The organism is Pseudomonas sp. GW821-FHT09H03 (assembly GCF_059415945.1).
Map to the genome: position 1 here is coordinate 1 of NZ_JBWKOF010000020.1, position 18,645 is coordinate 18,645.

The 18,645-nt window shown below is 59.8% G+C and carries 16 protein-coding genes; 10 read left to right on the forward strand and 6 right to left on the reverse strand.

Annotated features, from left to right (window positions below; all coding sequences use genetic code 11):
* Positions 1-576, forward strand: a 576-nt coding sequence (locus tag AC07OG_RS23305) for an IS3 family transposase (protein ID WP_495068202.1), incomplete at its 5' end; no start/stop codon positions are given.
* A gap of 53 nt (positions 577-629) precedes the next feature.
* On the opposite strand, the gene AC07OG_RS23310 is transcribed toward AC07OG_RS23305, so the two are convergent.
* Entirely contained in the window at positions 630-2,807 is a 2,178-nt protein-coding gene (locus AC07OG_RS23310; RefSeq protein WP_060542309.1) for a malate synthase G, read from the reverse strand.
* A 546-nt stretch (positions 2,808-3,353) separates the two neighbouring features.
* Here AC07OG_RS23310 and AC07OG_RS23315 point away from each other — a divergent pair.
* Positions 3,354-3,872, forward strand: a complete 519-nt coding sequence (locus AC07OG_RS23315) for a glycine cleavage system transcriptional repressor (protein ID WP_060542308.1) — start codon at positions 3,354-3,356, stop codon at positions 3,870-3,872.
* Between the two features lie 214 nt (positions 3,873-4,086).
* Here AC07OG_RS23315 and rarD read toward each other — a convergent pair whose 3' ends face one another.
* From rarD to AC07OG_RS23340, 5 genes are all read right to left on the reverse strand, one after another.
* Positions 4,087-4,974: an EamA family transporter RarD gene (rarD, locus tag AC07OG_RS23320; protein ID WP_218423698.1), complete on the reverse strand. Its 888-nt coding sequence runs from the start codon at positions 4,972-4,974 to the stop codon at positions 4,087-4,089.
* Between the two features lie 211 nt (positions 4,975-5,185).
* Entirely contained in the window at positions 5,186-6,160 is a 975-nt protein-coding gene (locus AC07OG_RS23325; protein ID WP_060542306.1) for a serine/threonine protein kinase, read from the reverse strand.
* A gap of 202 nt (positions 6,161-6,362) precedes the next feature.
* Positions 6,363-8,264 carry a PhoX family protein gene (locus AC07OG_RS23330; RefSeq protein WP_495068203.1) on the reverse strand — a complete coding sequence of 634 codons (1,902 nt, stop codon included), beginning with the start codon at positions 8,262-8,264 and terminating at the stop codon, positions 6,363-6,365.
* Positions 8,265-8,331: 67 nt separating this feature from the next.
* Positions 8,332-9,096: a TOBE domain-containing protein gene (locus tag AC07OG_RS23335; RefSeq protein ID WP_218423701.1), complete on the reverse strand. Its 765-nt coding sequence runs from the start codon at positions 9,094-9,096 to the stop codon at positions 8,332-8,334.
* Positions 9,097-9,157: 61 nt separating this feature from the next.
* Positions 9,158-9,898: a ComFC family protein gene (locus AC07OG_RS23340; protein ID WP_495068204.1), complete on the reverse strand. Its 741-nt coding sequence runs from the start codon at positions 9,896-9,898 to the stop codon at positions 9,158-9,160.
* A 92-nt stretch (positions 9,899-9,990) separates the two neighbouring features.
* Here AC07OG_RS23340 and bioB point away from each other — a divergent pair, with 92 nt between their 5' ends.
* The 8 genes from bioB to AC07OG_RS23380 all read left to right on the forward strand — a co-directional run bounded on the left by bioB (position 9,991) and on the right by AC07OG_RS23380 (position 18,625).
* The gene (bioB, locus tag AC07OG_RS23345) at positions 9,991-11,046 is read left to right on the forward strand and encodes a biotin synthase BioB (protein WP_495068205.1); all 1,056 of its coding nucleotides are present in this window, start codon (positions 9,991-9,993) and stop codon (positions 11,044-11,046) included.
* Between the two features lie 173 nt (positions 11,047-11,219).
* A complete protein-coding gene (gene bioF, locus AC07OG_RS23350; protein WP_495068206.1) occupies positions 11,220-12,398 on the forward strand; it encodes an 8-amino-7-oxononanoate synthase in 1,179 nt (392 codons plus the stop codon).
* The gene (locus AC07OG_RS23355; protein WP_495068207.1) at positions 12,391-13,122 is read left to right on the forward strand and encodes an alpha/beta fold hydrolase; all 732 of its coding nucleotides are present in this window, start codon (positions 12,391-12,393) and stop codon (positions 13,120-13,122) included. Before bioF ends, AC07OG_RS23355 begins: the two co-directional genes overlap by 8 nt.
* Positions 13,115-13,927 (forward strand): malonyl-ACP O-methyltransferase BioC, encoded by an 813-nt coding sequence (bioC, locus tag AC07OG_RS23360; protein ID WP_495068208.1) that lies wholly within the window; start codon positions 13,115-13,117, stop codon positions 13,925-13,927. The genes AC07OG_RS23355 and bioC overlap by 8 nt, the downstream gene beginning before the upstream one ends.
* Positions 13,924-14,604 carry a dethiobiotin synthase gene (bioD, locus tag AC07OG_RS23365; RefSeq protein ID WP_060541670.1) on the forward strand — a complete coding sequence of 227 codons (681 nt, stop codon included), beginning with the start codon at positions 13,924-13,926 and terminating at the stop codon, positions 14,602-14,604. Before bioC ends, bioD begins: the two co-directional genes overlap by 4 nt.
* 107 nt (positions 14,605-14,711) lie before the next feature.
* The gene (locus tag AC07OG_RS23370) at positions 14,712-15,008 is read left to right on the forward strand and encodes a hypothetical protein (protein WP_060541669.1); all 297 of its coding nucleotides are present in this window, start codon (positions 14,712-14,714) and stop codon (positions 15,006-15,008) included.
* A 279-nt stretch (positions 15,009-15,287) separates the two neighbouring features.
* Positions 15,288-17,093, forward strand: a complete 1,806-nt coding sequence (locus AC07OG_RS23375; protein ID WP_218423702.1) for a phenylacyl-CoA dehydrogenase — start codon at positions 15,288-15,290, stop codon at positions 17,091-17,093.
* Positions 17,094-17,332: 239 nt separating this feature from the next.
* Positions 17,333-18,625, forward strand: coding sequence for a GGDEF domain-containing protein (locus AC07OG_RS23380; RefSeq protein ID WP_495068209.1), 1,293 nt, complete (start codon positions 17,333-17,335; stop codon positions 18,623-18,625).
* The last annotated feature ends 20 nt before the right edge of the window (positions 18,626-18,645 follow it).

The following is an 18,645-nucleotide window of genomic DNA, read 5'->3' on the forward strand; positions in this document are numbered from 1 at the left end:
CCTCGCAAGCGGGCATACCACAAGACTACCCACAGCCATCATCGATTTCGCCGCCATCCAAACCTACTCAAGGCAGGCCCGCAGCAAATCATTGCCTGTGCTCCTGAGCAAGTTTGGGTTGCGGATATAACCTATCTGCCTACCCAGGAGAGCGTTGCTTATCTGAGCCTGATCACCGACGCATACTCGCGTAAAATAGTGGGACATCATGTGCATGAGAGCTTGCATACAGAGTCGGTGCTCAAAGCGCTGAAGAAGGCTGTAGGAGGAAGGAAAACCAAGCAGCCGCTGGTTCATCACTCAGACCGTGGGGCCCAGTATTGCTCCGACCTTTATCAGCGTTTTCACACCAAACACGGGGTCATTTGTTCGATGACCGATGGCTATGACTGCTATCAGAACGCGATGGCGGAGCGAATAAACGGGATTTTGAAGACGGAGTTTTTGCTGCAGCGCCCCAAGAACCTGGCCGACGCGGTGAGAATGGTTGATGAATCAGTGCTGATCTACAACGCGGAGCGGCCACATCTGGCCTTGAAATACAAAACGCCCGATGCGGTGCATCGGGCGTTTTGAGACTGAAACAGGTGTAAACCTATTTCAGGACTAGACACGGTGTTATCGCTTACTTAAAGGCCATTGGCAGCCTTGAACTCGCGACGACGACGGTGCAGCACCGGCTCGGTATAACCGTTCGGTTGCTTGGTGCCTTCAATCACCAGTTCGACCGCCGCCTGGAAGGCGATGTTGCTGTCGAAGTTTGGTGCCAGCGGACGATACAGCGAATCGCCAGCGTTCTGACGGTCAACCACCGGCGCCATGCGCTTGAGGCTTTCCATAACCTGTTCTTCTGTGACGATGCCGTGACGCAGCCAGTTGGCGATGTGCTGGCTGGAAATACGCAGCGTGGCACGGTCTTCCATCAGGCCGACATCATTGATGTCTGGCACTTTCGAACAGCCTACGCCCTGGTCGATCCAGCGCACCACGTAACCGAGAATGCCCTGGGAGTTGTTGTCCAGTTCGTTCTTGATCTGCTCGGCAGTCCACTGAGGGTTGACGGCCAGCGGGATGGTCAGGATGTCATCCACCGAAGCGTGGGCACGTTTGGCCAGCTCGGCCTGGCGGGCGAACACGTCAACCTTGTGGTAGTGCAGCGCGTGCAGGGCAGCGGCGGTCGGTGACGGCACCCAGGCGGTGTTGGCACCGGCCAGCGGGTGAGCGACTTTCTGTTCAAGCATGGCAGCCATCAGGTCTGGCATCGCCCACATGCCTTTACCGATCTGTGCACGACCTTGCAAGCCAGTGCTCAGGCCGATATCGACGTTGGAGTTCTCGTAGGCGCCGATCCATTTTTCCGCCTTCATGTCTGCCTTGCGCACCATCGGGCCGGCTTCCATGGAGGTGTGGATTTCATCGCCCGTGCGGTCGAGGAAACCGGTGTTGATGAACACTACACGCTCGCTGGCGGCCTTGATGCAGGCCTTGAGGTTGATCGTGGTACGACGCTCCTCGTCCATGATCCCGACTTTGAGGGTGTTGCGCGGCAGGCCCAGCACGTCTTCGATGCGACCGAACAGCTCGTTGGTGAACGCCGCTTCTTCAGGACCATGCATCTTCGGCTTCACAATGTAGATGGAGCCGGTGCGGGTGTTTTTGCGCGAGGTGTTGCCGTTCAGGTTGTGCATCGATGCCAGGCACGTGACCAGGCCATCGAGAATACCTTCAGGCACTTCGTTGCCGTCTTTGTCGAGGATCGCATCGATGGTCATCAGGTGACCGACGTTGCGCACGAACAACAGCGAACGCCCGTGCAGGTTTACCGCGTTACCGTCGACACCGGTGTAAGTGCGATCGGCGTTCATGGTGCGGGTAAACGTCTTGCCACCCTTGGCGACTTCTTCCGACAGGTCGCCCTTCATCAGGCCGAGCCAGTTGCGGTAGATCACCACTTTGTCATCGGCATCAACAGCCGCGACCGAGTCTTCGCAGTCCATGATGGTGGTCAGTGCGGCTTCCATCAGGATGTCTTTGACGCCCGCTGCGTCGGTCTGGCCGACCGGGGTGCTGGCGTCGACCTGGATTTCGAAATGCAGGCCGTTGTTTTTCAGCAGGATCGCAGTCGGTGCAGTGGCATCGCCCTGGAAACCGATCAGCTGTGCATCGTTGCGCAGTCCGGTGTTGCTGCCGCCTTTGAGGGCGACCACCAGTTTGCCGTCGACGATCTTGTAGCCGGTGGAATCGACATGGGAACCGGCCGCCAATGGTGCCGCTTCGTCAAGGAAGGCGCGGGCGAAGGCGATGACCTTGTCACCACGAACCTTGTTGTAGCCTTTGCCTTTTTCCGCGCCATCGGCTTCGCTGATGGCATCGGTGCCGTAGAGCGCGTCATACAGCGAACCCCAGCGGGCGTTCGAGGCATTGAGAGCGAAACGGGCGTTCATTACCGGCACCACCAGTTGTGGTCCGGCCATGCGGGCGATTTCTTCGTCGACGTTTTGCGTCGTGGCCTGGAAATCGGCCGCTTCTGGCAGCAGATAACCTATTTCTTGCAGGAAGGCTTTGTAGGCCACGGCGTCATGCGCCTGACCGGCCCTGGATCGGTGCCAGCCATCGATACGAGCCTGAAAATCATCGCGTTTGGCGAGTAGGGCTTTGTTCTTCGGCGCCAGGTCATGAATGACCTTGTCGGCACCGGCCCAGAACTTGTCGGCGGTGAGGCCGGTACCGGGAATGGCTTCGTTGTTCACGAAGTCGAACAGGACTTTGGCGACCTGCAGGCCACCGACTTGAACGTGTTCAGTCATTGCTTGCCTCACTCTGCTCAGCTATTTCGCTTTTCAGCTCTTCAATTTAACAATGAAGCCTTGGGCCATTTAAACCACAAACCCGTCTACCAGTACATGCCAATCACGGGCAGCTGGGTTGGGACCAATCAACGGCTTAGGGCCTTGCTGACAGGGCTTTCAGGGTTGCAAACGTGCCTGCGGCAGACATCGATCCAACGTTATGTAGTGCGCGCTGCGGCATACTACATGATGAATTGCGGTTGTGAAAATCAGACTAATTACGTCGTTCTGCGACCCCATGACGCATTGCGGTCACGGTGCGGAACAGGATGTTCTCAAAAAACTACTGGATTGTTCCAGTTAAATATAAAAAGTTGTACACGATTTGTTGGCTGGCATTAGCTCGGCGGTGTGTCGGATCGCCAGCAAGCCGGCTCCTACGGGGGGTTGGCAATTTTTGGAGGCGCTGGCTTGCCAGCGATGGCGTCAGCCGATTCAGCGCAGAAACAACTCTTGCCTATACTTGGTTTTCTATAACAAAAGTCATGACCAGAGGGCTGCGCCATGGACCACCTCGTACTCACTGTAATCGCACCGGACAAGCCAGGGCAGGTCGAGCGCATTGCCCAGTGCATTGCCGAGCACGGCGGCAACTGGCTGGAAAGCCGCATGTCGCGCATGGCCGGGCAGTTCGCCGGGATTCTGCGGGTAGGCGTACCCGCAGAGGCCTACGATGAGTTGGTCGATGCCCTGCAAGCCTTGTCTGCCCACGGCATTCGCGTGCTGATTGCCGAAAGCGGCATTGAACAATCCTGCACCTGGAAGCCGATCGCCATGGAACTGGTGGGCAATGACCGTCCGGGGATCGTGCGCGACATCACGCGCTTGTTGAGCGAGCAGGGGGTGAACCTGGAGCGGCTCGTGACCGATGTGCGCCCGGCGCCGATGAGCAGCGAGCCGTTGTTCCACGCCGAGGCGCTGCTCGCCGTTCCACTGACGTTGTCCCTGGACGTGTTGCAGTCACGCCTGGAAACCCTGGCAGACGATCTGATGGTGGAATTGGTGCTGCGCAGCGAGCCCTGAGAGGTTATCCAAGTTAAACGTGCACCTGCCTGTGGATAACCTGTAGAGACACCCCGCCAGCCCACGCCGGCCGGGGTTCTTCAGGATCTGATCAAAAAACCAACAGTTTCAGGGACTTGCGCACAAACGCCGGGGATCACGCTGTGGATAACCTTGGGAAGGAACGATGCAGGCCACGTAATACGTGGCTTGCAGAGGTTTGTGTGTTTTTTGATCAGCCGCGGCGGCGCAAGCTTACCCACGCGTCGATGCTGTAAACCGCCAGGCCCGCCCAGATAAAAATGAACGCCAGCAGCGTGCTGGACGACAAGTGTTCGCCAAACAGCAGCACGGCTTGCAACAGCACCAGCGTCGGCGCCAGGTACTGGAGAAACCCGAGGGTTGTGTAGGGCAAATGCCGTGCAGCGGCGTTGAAACAGACCAGCGGCACCAGCGTGACAGGTCCGGCAGCGACCAGCCACCAGGCTTCGGAGGTGGACCAGAATTCGGCCTGGGCACTGCTGGCGGTCGGGTTGAACAGCAACCAGGCGACGGCAATCGGTACCAGCATCCAGGTTTCCACGACCAGGCCGGGCAGTGCCTTGACCGGTGCCTGCTTGCGAATCAGGCCGTAGAACCCGAAGGTCAGCGCCAGCACCAGCGACACCCAAGGCAGGCTGCCGACTTGCCAGACCTGCTGCGCCACACCGACTGCCGCGAGGCCGACGGCAACCCACTGCATGCGCCGCAGGCGTTCACCGAGGATCAGCATGCCCAGCAGGACGTTCACCAGTGGGTTGATGTAGTAGCCGAGGCTGGCATCGAGCATGCGTCCGTTGTTCACCGCCCAGACATAGGTCAGCCAGTTGGCCGCGATCAACGTGCCGCTCAGGGCCAGGATCGCCAGTCGTCGTGGGTTGTCCCGCAACTCGCGCCACCAGCCCGGGTGCTTCCAGACCATCAGCAGCAAGGCGCCAAACAGGGCAGACCACAGCACGCGATGAACGATGATCTCCACGGCGGGAACGCTGGCAATGGCTTTGAAATAGAGTGGGAAAAGTCCCCAGATGATGTAGGCACTCAGGCCCAGAATATACCCGCGACGCGGGTTGGCGGCTTGCATGCAGAATCCTTGCTTAGGTAGCTAACAAAGAAGGGATTGTAAGGAGATTTGTCTGCGGATGTCTTACTGCAATAGTCAGGAAATTGTGAACAGCAAACCCCTGTAGGAGCGAGCAGGCTCGCGATGAACTCAAAGACGGCGCGGGGTATCAGGTTCCCCGCGTTATCGTTGACCACCATCGCGAGCCTGCTCGCTCCTACAGGGGAACTGTTCAGAACAGTTTCAATGGTTCTTCGTTGAGTGCCGCTAGCTGCTCACGCAATGCCAACACCTGATCCCCCCAATACCGTTCCGTGCCAAACCACGGAAAACTGCGGGGAAATGCCGGGTCGTCCCAGCGGCGGGCCAGCCAGGCGCTGTAGTGCATCAGCCGCAAGGCGCGCAGAGGTTCGATCAGGGCCAGTTCCCGTGGATCGAAGTCGTGGAATTCGTTGTATCCGTCCATCAACTCCGAGAGCTGGCCCAGGCAGTCCTGGCGATCACCGGCGAGCATCATCCAGATGTCCTGCACCGCCGGGCCCATGCGGCAGTCATCGAGATCGACGATGTGGAACATTTCGTCACGACACATCATGTTGCCCGGGTGGCAATCACCGTGCATGCGGATGTTCTGGTGCGGTGTATTGCTGTAGGCATCTTCCACACGCTTGAGCAGGTCGCGGGCCACTGATTCGTAGGCCGGTAGCAGGCTGCGGGGAATGAAATTGCCTTCGAGCAAGGTCGCCAGCGAATCATGGCCGAAGTTTTTCACGGCCAGCGCTTCACGGTGCTCAAAGGGCTTGGTGGCGCCAACGGCGTGCAGGCGACCGAGCAATTGTCCCAGACGATACAACTGATCGAGGTTGCCGGGCTCGGGTGCCCGGCCGCCTCGACGCGGGAATAAGGTGAAACGGAAGCCGTTATGTTCGTGCAGGGTTTCACCGTTGTGAATCATCGGCGCAACGACGGGCACCTCGACCTCGGCGAGCTCGAAGGTGAACTGGTGTTCTTCCAGAATCGCTTCGTTGGTCCAGCGTTGCGGCCGGTAGAACTTGGCGATCAGCGGCTCGGCGTCTTCGATGCCGACCTGATAGACGCGGTTCTCGTAGCTGTTGAGCGCGAGAATGCGCGCGTCGCTGAGAAAGCCGATGCTTTCGACGGCATCGAGCACGAGGTCTGGCGTAAGGGTTTCAAACGGGTGGGCCATGCTGACTCCTGCGCGCAGCAGGCTGCTGCGTCCGGCCAGGCATGGTAGCGCAGACGGGCTGCTTTAGGGGCTGGGCTTGAGATATGTGGTGTCTGGGCTGACGCCATCGCGAGCAGGCTCGCACACAGGTGATCGGTGTTGTGCCGAAGTTTGCATGCACACAGACGATCCAATGTGGGAGCCTGCTCGCGATGAGGGCCGATCAGGCGCCGACGATCCCGCCATCTTCGCGAGTAATTGCCATCACCGAAGAGCGCGGCTTGCCGTTGGGCAGGTGCTCGGGGAACGTCGAACCGCCGTTTTCTCCCGGATGCTGAATCCCGACAAACAGGGTTTTCTGGTCCGGAGCAAAGCTGATACCGGTGACTTCACAGCCCACCGGACCGACCATGAAACGACGAATCTCCCCGGTCACCGGATCAGCGCAGAGCATCTGGTTATTGCCCATGCCCGCGAAATCCCCGGCATTGCTCGAATCGCCATCAGTCAGGATCCACAACCGCCCGGCCTTGTCGAAGCCCAGTCCGTCCGGGCTGTTGAACATGTTCTGTGGCGTGATGTTCGACGATCCGCCTTTTGCGGTGCCGGCGTGAACCCCCGGGTTACCGGCGACGACGAACAGGTCCCAGGCAAAGGTTTTTGAGCCGTGATCGTCACGCTCGGTGCGCCAGCGCAGAATCTGCCCGTAGACGTTTTTCTCCCGCGGATTAGGTCCGCCCACCGGCTGGCCGTCTTCCCCGCGTTTCGCGTTGTTGGTCAGCGTGCAGTAGACCTGGCCATCCTTGGGGCTGACCACGATCCATTCCGGACGGTCCATGCGCGTGGCCTTGACTACGCTGGCCGCGAGCCGCGCGTGAATCAGCACTTGGGCCTGGTCGGCAAAGCCGCTGCTGGCGTCGATACCGTTTTTGCCGTGGGTCAGCTCGATCCATTCACCCTGACCTTTCGGGTGGTCGGCATTGCCGTCGCCAGCGTCGAAGCGCGCCACGTACAGGGTGCCGTGGTCCAGCAGGTCGCGGTTGGCCTTGGGGTTCTTGTGGTCGATCTTGTCGCGGCTGACGAACTTGTAGATGAACTCGCCGCGCTCATCGTCGCCCATGTACACCACGGCATGACCGTCGCCGGTCTCGGCCAGGGCGGCGTTTTCATGTTTGAAACGGCCCAGGGCCGTGCGCTTGACCGGGGTCGATTGCGGATCGAACGGGTCGATTTCCACCACCCAGCCATGACGGTTCAGTTCGTTGGGATTCTTCGCCATGTCGAATCGTTCGTCGTGCTGGTGCCAGTTGATCTCTTTGCTGGTGGCCACCACTGCGTAGCGTTTCTGCGCGGCGTCGAATTTCTGCTCGGCATTGCTGCTGCCGAAGCAGTCGGTGAAGTTCTCCTCGCAGGTCAGGTATGTGCCCCACGGTGTCTTGCCGTTGGCGCAGTTCTGGAAGGTGCCGAGAACGTTCTTGCCCTGTGGGTCGGCGCTGGTTTTCAGCAGCTCATGACCGGCAGCAGGACCGCTCAGGCTGATCGGCGCATTGCCATGAATCCGGCGGTTGTAGCGTGAGCCCTGGACGAAGTGCCATTGGCCGTCCTTGCGCTGCACCTCGATCACCGACACACCTTCGCAGGCCAGCGCTTTGCGCACTTCTTCGGCCGATTGCGGCATGCCGCCGTGGGGGTAGAGGTAGCGGTAGTTGGTGTATTCGTTGTTGATGGCCATCAGCGCCCGGTCGTTTTCACCGGGAAACTCGAAAAGGCTCATGCCGTCGTTGTTGTCACCGAACTGCAGTTCCTGGTGTTCGGCGCTGCCGTTGCCGCTCGGGTCGAAGGCCGGACCGTCCTTGTGCAGCGGCTGGCCCCAACTGATCAATACCGAAGACTTGTAACCCGGCGGCAGGGTGATGGTGTCGCTGGTGGCGGCGGCAATACTTTCAAATCCCAACAACTGGCTGTTGCCGGCGCTGACACTGGCGGCCAGTACGCTGCGGCTCAACAGGTTGCCACCGAGGAACATCGCGGCACCGCAAAGGGCCCCCGCGCTGATGAAGCCGCGACGGCTGAGACCGACCATGTTTTCGAGGTCGGTGGCTTGGTTTTCTTCTAATAGGCTCATTTCAGGCTCCCTGCGGTCAGAGCAGTCACCTTAATGATCGAGGATGAAACTTTTGTTGCAGTAGTGTTTACAGCGGCGTGCCCAGCAAAACCATGGAGGGTGAAAACTCCACACGCACCGGTTTGCCGATGCCAAGCCCCTGAGTTTCAAGATGTTCTGGCTCAGCCAGGGCACAGAGTGTCAGGCCACCGGGCAGGGTGATGCGCACTTCGCTGGGGCCATCTTCGGCATCGAGTATCTTCTCGATGATTCCTCTCAAGCAGTTGCTTGCGCAGGTTTCGCGGGTGTCGAGCGCCAGTACGTCGAGCCAGCCGGCCTTGATCAAGGCCACGACTTCGGTACCGATCTGCAATTCCAGGCGTTCGGTACTGTCGTGAGTGATCTGGGCATTGATGATCAAGCCCTCGGCGATTTGCAGGCGAATCAGATCGTTACGCCCATGGGAATCGATCGCCACGACCTTGCCATGTAACTGATTGCGCGCACTGGTTCGCAGCATCAAGCGTCCCAGCAGATCGAGGTCGCTCGCGTCTTCAGCCGCTTCCAGAACCTGGGCCTGCAGCGCTTGCAGTTTCTGATACAAGCGCAACACGCGCTCACCCTCGCTGGACAGCTTCGCCCCGCCACCGCCCTTGCCGCCGACAACCCGTTCCACCAGCGGTTTCTGCGCCAGGTTGTTCAGCTCATCAATGGCATCCCAGGCTGCCTTGTAACTCAGGCCGGCGCTTTTTGCGGCGCGGGTGATCGAGCCCTGTTCGGCAATGTGCTGCAGCAGGGCAATGCGCTGCGGGCGGCGGACAATGTGCTGGGATAACAAGGTAGGCAGGGACATGGCAAAACGCTTTGGCTGTGGCAATGGGGAGACGTTGGCGGCTCGGGGCGCGGGAGTCAAGTCAGGGCGACTCGCCAGGCTTGGGGGTACGAGCCAGGCAATAGACATCGACCCGCGCCGCGCCGGCATCCACCAACAGACGAGCCAGCGCTTGTGTCGTGGCGCCGGTAGTCAGCACGTCGTCGACCAGGGCCAGGTGTTTGCCTTTGACGGTGACGTTGGCTGCCAGGGCGAAAGCGTTGCGCAGGTTTTTATGCCGGGCATCGGCATTCAGTTCCTGTTGTGCGTCGGTGTCTTGTGTTCGCAGGAGTAGCCGTTCGTCACAAGCAAGGTCGAGACCGGCGCCGAGCCACCGAGCCAGCATCGCAGCCTGGTTGAAACCCCGTTGGCGCAGGCGCCGCTTGGCCAGAGGCACGGGCACCAATGCGTCGGGGCGGTCCAGGCCATTATCGAAGTTATGCTGCACCGATTGCGCGAGCAGTTCGGCGAGCAGACGGCCGAAGGGCCATTTCGCACTGTGCTTGAAACGAGTGATCAGGCTGTCGATCGGAAAGTTGTAGGTCCAGGGTGCAATAACTCGTTCGAAAGCCGGCGGATGCTTCAGGCATTGACCGCAGTACAAGCCTGCGCCAGGCAGGGGCAGGGCACAGGTCTGGCACTGATCGCCGAGCCAAGGCAATTCTGTTTCGCAGGCCGTGCAGATAGGGATGATGTCGTCGGCGGGCTCATCGCAGAGTAAACAGGCTTGTTTGTTTTTTAACCAGATGTAAACCGGTCCATCGTATCGTGGTTGACAGCGCATCACTCTTCCTTAAATATGCCGAAACATTTGTGAAGCAACTGCGGGTCTCCATGACCCAGTCGCCTGCCAAGCATAATTCAAAGGAAACACCCATGAGCGCCAGCACCACTGCAACCCTGCGTCATGACTGGTCTTTGGCCGAAGTCAAAGCACTCTTCGTTCAACCGTTCAATGACCTGTTGTTCCAGGCGCAGACGGTGCACCGCGCACATTTCGACGCCAACCGCGTCCAGGTGTCGACCCTTCTGTCGATCAAGACCGGCGCCTGCCCGGAAGATTGCAAATATTGTCCGCAGTCCGGTCACTACAACACCGGTCTGGAAAAAGAGAAGCTGATGGAAGTGCAGAAGGTCCTCGAAGAGGCTGCTCGCGCCAAGGCCATCGGTTCCACCCGTTTCTGCATGGGCGCAGCGTGGAAACACCCTTCGGCCAAAGACATGCCGTACGTGCTGAAGATGGTCGAGGGCGTAAAAGCCCTTGGTCTGGAAACCTGCATGACCCTCGGTCGCCTCGATCAGGAGCAGACCGAAGCCCTGGCACAGGCCGGCCTTGACTACTACAACCACAACCTCGATACCTCGCCGGAGTTCTACGGCAGCATCATCACTACCCGCACCTACAGCGAGCGCCTGCAAACCCTGGCCTATGTGCGTGATTCGGGGATGAAGATCTGCTCCGGCGGTATCCTCGGCATGGGCGAGTCTCTCGACGACCGCGCCAATCTGCTGATCCAGTTGGCCAACCTGCCGGAGCACCCGGAGTCGGTACCGATCAACATGCTGGTGAAAGTCGCCGGCACGCCGCTGGAAAATGCCGACGATGTCGATCCGTTCGACTTCATCCGCATGCTCGCCGTTGCCCGGATCCTGATGCCCAAATCCCACGTGCGTCTGTCCGCCGGCCGCGAAGCCATGAATGAGCAGATGCAGGCCCTGGCGTTCTTCGCCGGCGCCAACTCGATTTTCTACGGGGAAAAACTGCTGACCACCGCCAACCCGCAGGCCGACAAGGACATGCAACTGTTCTCGCGCCTGGGAATCCTGCCGGAAGCCCGCGAAGAGCACGCCGACGAAGTGCATCAGGCAGCGATCGAACAGGCGCTGGTGGAGCAAAAGAACAGCGAGCAGTTCTACAACGCGGCTGTTTGAAGCTTCTGATGATACCGCTGATGGAATGCATCCCTCCTGTGGGAGCGGGCTTGCTCGCGAAGACGGACTGACATCCAGCAACGATGTCGACTGGCCTGACGCTTTCGCGAGCAAGCCCGCTCCCACCGGGAGGGGCGTGTTCTGATTTATGTAAATTGATCCACGAGGCCTGCATGTCTTTCGATCTCGCCGCACGCCTTGCTGCCCGCCGTGCCGAAAACCTCTATCGCCAGCGCCCCCTGCTCGAAAGCCCGCAAGGGCCGCAAGTGGTGGTCGATGGTCAATCCTTGCTGGCGTTCTGTAATAACGACTACCTGGGCCTGGCCAATCACCCGCAAGTGATCGAAGCCTGGCGCGCCGGCGCTTCGAAATGGGGTGTGGGCGGCGGCGCTTCGCATCTGGTCATCGGTCATAGCGGCCCGCATCACGCCCTGGAAGAAGCCTTGGCCGACCTGACCGGTCGCCCGCGTGCCCTGCTGTTCACCACCGGCTACATGGCCAACTTCGGGGCGGTGACGGCGCTGGTGGGGCAGGGAGATACGGTGCTCGAAGACCGGCTCAATCATGCCTCGTTGCTGGATGCCGGGTTGTTGTCCGGTGCGCGATTCAACCGTTATCTGCACAACGACGCCACCAGCCTGGCCAAGCGCCTGGAGAAAGCCACCGGCAATACGCTGGTGGTCACCGATGGCGTGTTCAGCATGGACGGCGACCTCGCCGATTTGCCGGCGCTGGCTCGGGAAACCAAGGCCAAAGGCGCATGGCTGATGGTCGACGATGCCCACGGTTTTGGTCCGCTGGGTGCCACCGGTGGCGGCAGCGTCGAGCATTTCGGCCTGAGCCAGGAAGACGTGCCGGTCCTGATCGGCACACTCGGCAAGGCGTTCGGTACGGCGGGGGCTTTTGTAGCGGGCAGCGACGAGTTGATAGAGAGCCTGATCCAGTTCGCCCGGCCCTACATCTACACCACCAGCCAGCCACCGGCACTGGCCTGTGCGACGCTGAAAAGTCTGGAACTGCTGCGTAGCGAACACTGGCGGCGCGAGCATTTGCAGACGCTGATCCGCCAGTTCCGCCGGGGTGCCGAACAGATTGGCCTGGAGCTCATGGACAGCTTCACGCCGATTCAGCCGATCATGATCGGCGACGCCGGTCGTGCGGTGCGCTTGTCGCAAATGCTGCGCGAGCGAGGCTTGATGGTCACGGCGATTCGTCCGCCCACCGTGCCCGCTGGCAGCGCACGCCTGCGGGTCACCCTGACCGCAGCCCACAGCGAGGCGCAGGTACAGCTATTGTTAGAAGGATTGGCCGACTGTTTCCAACAACTTGATCCGGAGCCGGGCCATGCGTGATCGACTGATTCTACTGCCCGGCTGGGGCCTCGGCGTTTCGCCGCTGGAACCCTTGGCCGCCGCGTTGCAAGGCCTGGATGAACGCCTGCGGGTGGAGATCGAGCCGTTGCCGGAGTTGGAGTCTAGCGATCTTGAAGAATGGCTCGATGAACTCGACTCCAATTTGCCTCAGGATGCCTGGCTCGGCGGCTGGTCTCTGGGCGGTATGCTCGCGTCCGCGCTCGCAGCCCGTCGCGGCGATCGCTGCTGTGGTTTGCTGACGCTGGCCAGTAACGCCGCATTTGTCGCCAGTGACCAATGGCCGAGCGCAATGGCTGGCGAAACCTTCGATGCGTTTCTTGCCGGTTGTGCGGCCGATTCGCGACTGACGCTCAAGCGCTTTTCACTGCTCTGCGCTCAAGGCGCCGAAGATCCCCGCGGCTTGTCGCGGCTATTGCTCGGCGGGGCGCCCCATACCCCGGCCGCCGTGTTGCTGAGCGGCCTGGAGCTGCTCGCACAACTGGACACACGCCAGGCCTTGCAGACTTTTCGCGGCCCGCAACTGCATTTGTTCGCCGGCGTCGATGCACTGGTGCCGGCCGAAGCGGCAAGCGATCTGCTGGCGTTGTTGCCAGACGTTGAAATCGGTCTGATCGAACAGGCCAGCCACGCATTTCTTCTGGAAGACCCCCACGGTGTGGCGGGGGCTATCCAGGCCTTTTTGCACGAGTGCGGCGATGACTGATCTGTCCCTTTCCCATCAGCCCGGTGGCTTGCCCGACAAGCGTCAGGTAGCGGCTTCGTTTTCCCGCGCGGCGGTGAGCTATGACAGCGTCGCCCAATTGCAGCGTGACGTAGGCAGCCAGTTGTTGAGTCGTTTGCCGGAGGATTTTTTTCCGCGACGCTGGCTGGACCTGGGCTGCGGCACCGGTCATTTCAGCCGTGCCCTGGGTTCGCGTTTTTCTACCGGTCACGGGGTGGCACTGGACATTGCCGAGGGCATGCTCAACCACGCCAGGCCATTAGGCGGCGCAGCGGATTTCATTGCCGGTGATGCCGAGTGTTTGCCGTTGCAGGAGTCGACTTGCGATTTGATCTACTCCAGCCTGGCGGTGCAGTGGTGCGAAGATTTCGCTTCGGTGCTCAGCGAGGCTCATCGGGTACTCAAACCGGGTGGGATTTTCGCGTTTGCTAGTCTATGCGTAGGCACATTGTGTGAGTTGCGTGATAGTTGGCGTAAGGTCGATGGCATGGTGCACGTCAACCGCTTCCGCGAGTTCGCTGTTTATCAACAGCTGTGTGCGGACAGTGGCTTGCGGGCGATCAGCCTGCAGACCCGTCCACATGTATTGCATTACCCGGATGTGCGCAGCCTGACCCATGAGCTCAAGGCGCTGGGAGCACATAATCTGAATCCTGGCCGGCCGGGTGGTCTGACCGGCAGGGCGCGGATTTTGGGTTTGGTTGAAGCGTATGAGCAGTTTCGTCAGGCCCAGGGACTGCCGGCGACTTATCAAGTGGTGTACGCCGTACTGGAGAAGCCCTTATGAGCGCAGCCTATTTCATTACCGGTACGGACACCGATGTCGGTAAAACCACCGTAGCTGCAGGTCTGTTACATGCCGCGCGTTCGGCGGGCATGAGCACGGCAGCGGGCAAGCCGGTTGCTTCCGGCTGCGACGTGACGCCCAAGGGCTTGCGTAACTCCGACGCCCTGGCGCTTTTAGCCGAGTGCTCGCTACCGCTGACTTATGCACAGGTCAATCCGTTGGCGTTCGAACCGGCCATTGCCCCGCATCTGGCGGCGCGCGAGGCCGGCGTGGCACTGACGGTGCAGTCATTGTTGGTGCCGATGCGGCAGATTCTCGACATGCAGGCGGATTTCACCTTGATCGAAGGTGCCGGCGGCTGGCGTGTGCCGCTGGCGGATCAGGACAATGTATCCGACCTGGCCATAGCCCTGGATCTGCCGGTGATTCTGGTGGTCGGAGTGCGACTGGGGTGTATCAATCATGCCTTGCTGACTGCCGAGGCGATTGCCCGGGACGGTCTGCAATTGGCGGGTTGGGTGGCCAATATCATCGATCCGAAGACCTCGCGCCTGGAAGAAAACCTCGCGACGCTTGCCGAACGGATACCGGCACCGTGCCTGGGCCGGGTGCCGAAACTCAAGACAGTCTCGGCCGAAGCGGTGGCCGAGCACTTGCAACTGGATCTGCTGGACTAGCTTTTGCCTATGACAAGGCATAGTGCCATTAGTGTTTTTGACGGGTGTTTTGCAAGCGGCTCTGCTTCAATGGTCACTGTTGATCCTTCACCAGGACGAACTCTCCCATGGAAATCTCAGGTAACAGCGCTTTTTATGCCGGTCTGAGCACTCTTCAGGCAGGCCAGAATCGTGTCGATCAAGCTGCCGGGCAGATCGCCAGTCATTCAATCGAACGCTCGGTCAGCAGCCAGTCCTCCGAGGCCCAGATCGATCGCCTGCAGTCGGTCGATCGCAGCCAGCGGTCGGACCTGACCAGTAATCTGGTGGAAATGGACCAGGGCCAATCCCAGGTCGAGCTGGGCGCCAGAGTCGCCAAGGCGTCCGATGAAGTGCTTGGAACCTTGATCGATACTTTCGCCTGACGCTTCACTGAATCCGCACCCCTGAAACGCCGCGTTTGTTCGCGGCGTTTTTCTGCGTAAGTCGTTCTTCCTCAACTAATCTTTTCTACACGGCAGGTAGCGATGCAAGGCGCCTGCCGCGTTGTTGCGTGCCTGGCTGAGTGGATATCGTGACCAGCGGCAAAAGAACGACGCTTGACAAGATTTCGGCGTAAACGTATGTTTCAAACAACTGTTTGATCGCAGCGACAAATCGCCGCGGTCGTTCATCCCCGGTTACATCAGCAGAGGTTTTTCGCTATGCCTGACTACAAGGCCCCCTTGCGTGATATTCGCTTCGTTCGTGACGAACTGCTCGGTTACGAAGCGCACTATCAGAGCCTTCCGGCTTGCGCAGACGCAACTCCGGACATGGTTGACGCCATTCTCGAAGAAGGCGCCAAGTTTTGTGAGCAGGTGCTGGCTCCGCTGAACCGCGTGGGTGACACTGAAGGCTGCACCTGGAGCGAGTCCGGCGTTAAGACGCCGACCGGTTTCAAAGAGGCCTACAAGCAATTCGTTGAAGGCGGCTGGCCAAGCCTGGCCCACGACGTAGAACACGGCGGCCAAGGCTTGCCGGAGTCCCTGGGTCTGGCAGTCAGCGAAATGGTTGGCGAGTCCAACTGGTCGTGGGGCATGTACCCAGGCCTGTCGCACGGCGCGATGAACACCATCTCCGAGCACGGCACCCCGCAACAGCAAGACGCTTACCTGACCAAACTGGTTTCCGGCGAATGGACCGGCACCATGTGCCTGACCGAACCGCACTGCGGCACCGACCTGGGCATGCTGCGTACCAAGGCCGAACCTCAGGCTGACGGTTCCTACAAAGTTTCCGGCACCAAGATATTCATCTCGGCCGGTGAACACGACATGGCCGACAACATCGTCCACATCGTACTGGCCCGCCTGCCGGATGCACCGGCCGGCACCAAAGGCATTTCCCTGTTCATCGTTCCGAAATTCATGCCCAACGCTGATGGTTCGATCGGTGAGCGTAACGCGGTGTCCTGTGGTTCCCTGGAACACAAGATGGGCATCCACGGCAACGCCACTTGCGTGATGAACTTCGACGCGGCCACCGGTTTCCTGATTGGCCCGGCGAACAAAGGCCTGAACTGCATGTTCACCTTCATGAACACCGCACGTCTGGGTACCGCACTGCAAGGTCTGGCCCACGCCGAGATCGGCTTCCAGGGCGGCTTGAAATACGCTCGTGATCGCCTGCAGATGCGCTCGCTGACTGGCCCGAAAGCGCCGGACAAAGCCGCTGACCCGATCATCGTGCATCCTGATGTACGTCGCATGCTGTTGACCATGAAGGCATTCGCCGAAGGCAACCGCGCGATGGTGTACTTCACCGCCAAACAGGTCGACATCGTCAAGTACGGCGTGGACGAAGAAGAGAAGAAGAAAGCCGACGCTCTGTTGGCGTTCATGACTCCGATCGCCAAAGCCTTCATGACCGAAGTCGGTTTCGAATCGGCCAACCACGGCGTGCAGATCTACGGCGGCCACGGCTTCATCGCCGAGTGGGGCATGGAGCAGAACGTTCGCGACAGCCGCATTTCGATGCTGTACGAAGGCACCACCGGTATCCAGGCACTCGACCTGTTGGGCCGTAAAGTGCTGATGACTCAAGGCGAGGCTTTGAAAGGCTTCACCAAGATCGTCCACAAGTTCTGCCAGACCAACGAAGGCAACGAAGCCGTTCAGGAATTCGTCGCGCCGCTGGCTGCACTGAACAAAGAGTGGGGCGAGCTGACCATGAAGGTCGGTATGGCTGCGATGAAAGACCGCGAAGAAGTCGGCGCGGCTTCCGTGGACTACCTGATGTACTCCGGTTACGCCTGCCTGGCCTACTTCTGGGCTGACATGGCGCGCCTGGCTGCGGAAAAACTGGCTGCCGGCACTTCCGAAGAGGCGTTCTACACCGCCAAGCTGCAGACTGCGCGCTTCTACTTCCAGCGCATCCTGCCGCGTACCCGCACTCACGTTGCAACCATGCTGTCGGGCGCCAACAACCTGATGGACATGAAAGAAGAGAACTTCGACCTGGGCTACTAAGTCCCGGCGAGGTTGTACAGGAAACCGCTGGTCCTTCGGGGTCAGCGGTTTTTTTGTATGCGAAAGCCTAGAACCAGCCCTCGCTGGTGTCTCGCCCTTGCATGACGGGCGCCCCGCTTGTCGGCAGTGAGGCTTTTTTTTGCAAATACCGCAGTATTTCACTCAGTAACTTGAGGGTTCTGCCGTTACAGTAGTTGGCACATTGCCATCTATTGAATCGACGGGTCGGAGCTTTACCCTTGCCACGTTCTTCCGCTGTACGTTTCAGTCATTTCCTGCCGTCACTGCTGCTGTTACTGGCGGGGCTCGCGGCTGCGTACATCAAGGACCTGAGCGTCTTCTTCACTTCACTGTTCAACGTGCTGCCAACCCTGGTGCTGCTGCTCGGCGGCGCCTACTGCGCGGTTTACCGACGTCAGCGTGAGTTGTTTCTGATGGCCACGGTGTACATCGCCTACTTTCTGCTCGACACCCAGACCGACTATTACCGCGACAACGGCAAGGTTCGCGACGACGCCGCCGTGGTCTTTCATTTGTGTTGTCTGCTGCTGCCGTTGATGTTTGGCGTGTTCGCGGCATGGCAGGAACGCACCCATCTGTTTCAGGATATGGTGGCGCGCTTTGCGGTGTTGCTGGCTGTCGGCAGCGTTGCGCTGGGCCTTGAGCAAAGTTACCCGCATGCGCTGTTGATCTGGCTGTCGGAGATTCGCTGGCCGGCGTTGCACGGTGCATGGATGAGTCTGATCCAGCTGTCTTACCCGGTATTCATTGCCGCTTTTCTTCTGCTGGCCTACCAGTACTGGCGTAACCCGAGGCCGCTGCATGCCGCGCAACTGGTGGGCTTGCTCGGGCTGTTCTGGATGTTGCCGAAAACTTTCATCCTGCCGTTCACCCTGAACATCATGTGCAGCCAGGTGATGCTGATGATCGCTGCGGCCGTGGCCCACGAGGCCTATCAGATGGCATTTCGCGACGAGCTGACCGGGCTACCGGGTCGTCGGGCGCTGAATGAGCGTATGCAGCGGTTGGGACGCAACTATGTGCTGGCCATGAGCGACGTCGACCACTTCAAGAAATTCAACGACACCCACGGCCACGACGTCGGCGATCAGGTGCTGCGCCTGGTCGCCAGCAAGCTGTCGAAAATCGGCGGCGGCGGGAAGGCGTATCGCTATGGCGGCGAGGAATTTGCACTGGTGTTTGCAGGCAAGACCCTCGAAGAGTGTATGCCGCACCTGGAAGTGATCCGGGAATCCATCGCTACCTACAACATCCAGTTGCGTAATCAGGACAACCGTCCCCAGGATGATAGTCAGGGGCGCCAGCGTCGCTCCGGTTCGGGTGCTTCGAGCGTGTCGGTAACGGTCAGTATCGGCGTAGCCGAACGGATCGATCAGCGCACCCCGGAAGAGGTGCTCAAGTCCGCAGACCAGGCCCTCTACAGTGCCAAGGGCGCCGGGCGTAACTGTGTGATGGCGTTCGGTCAGAACCGCCGTGGCGCGGTGCGCATGGACGCCGCTACGGTTCAGTGATGATGGCGCATTCAGGGTCT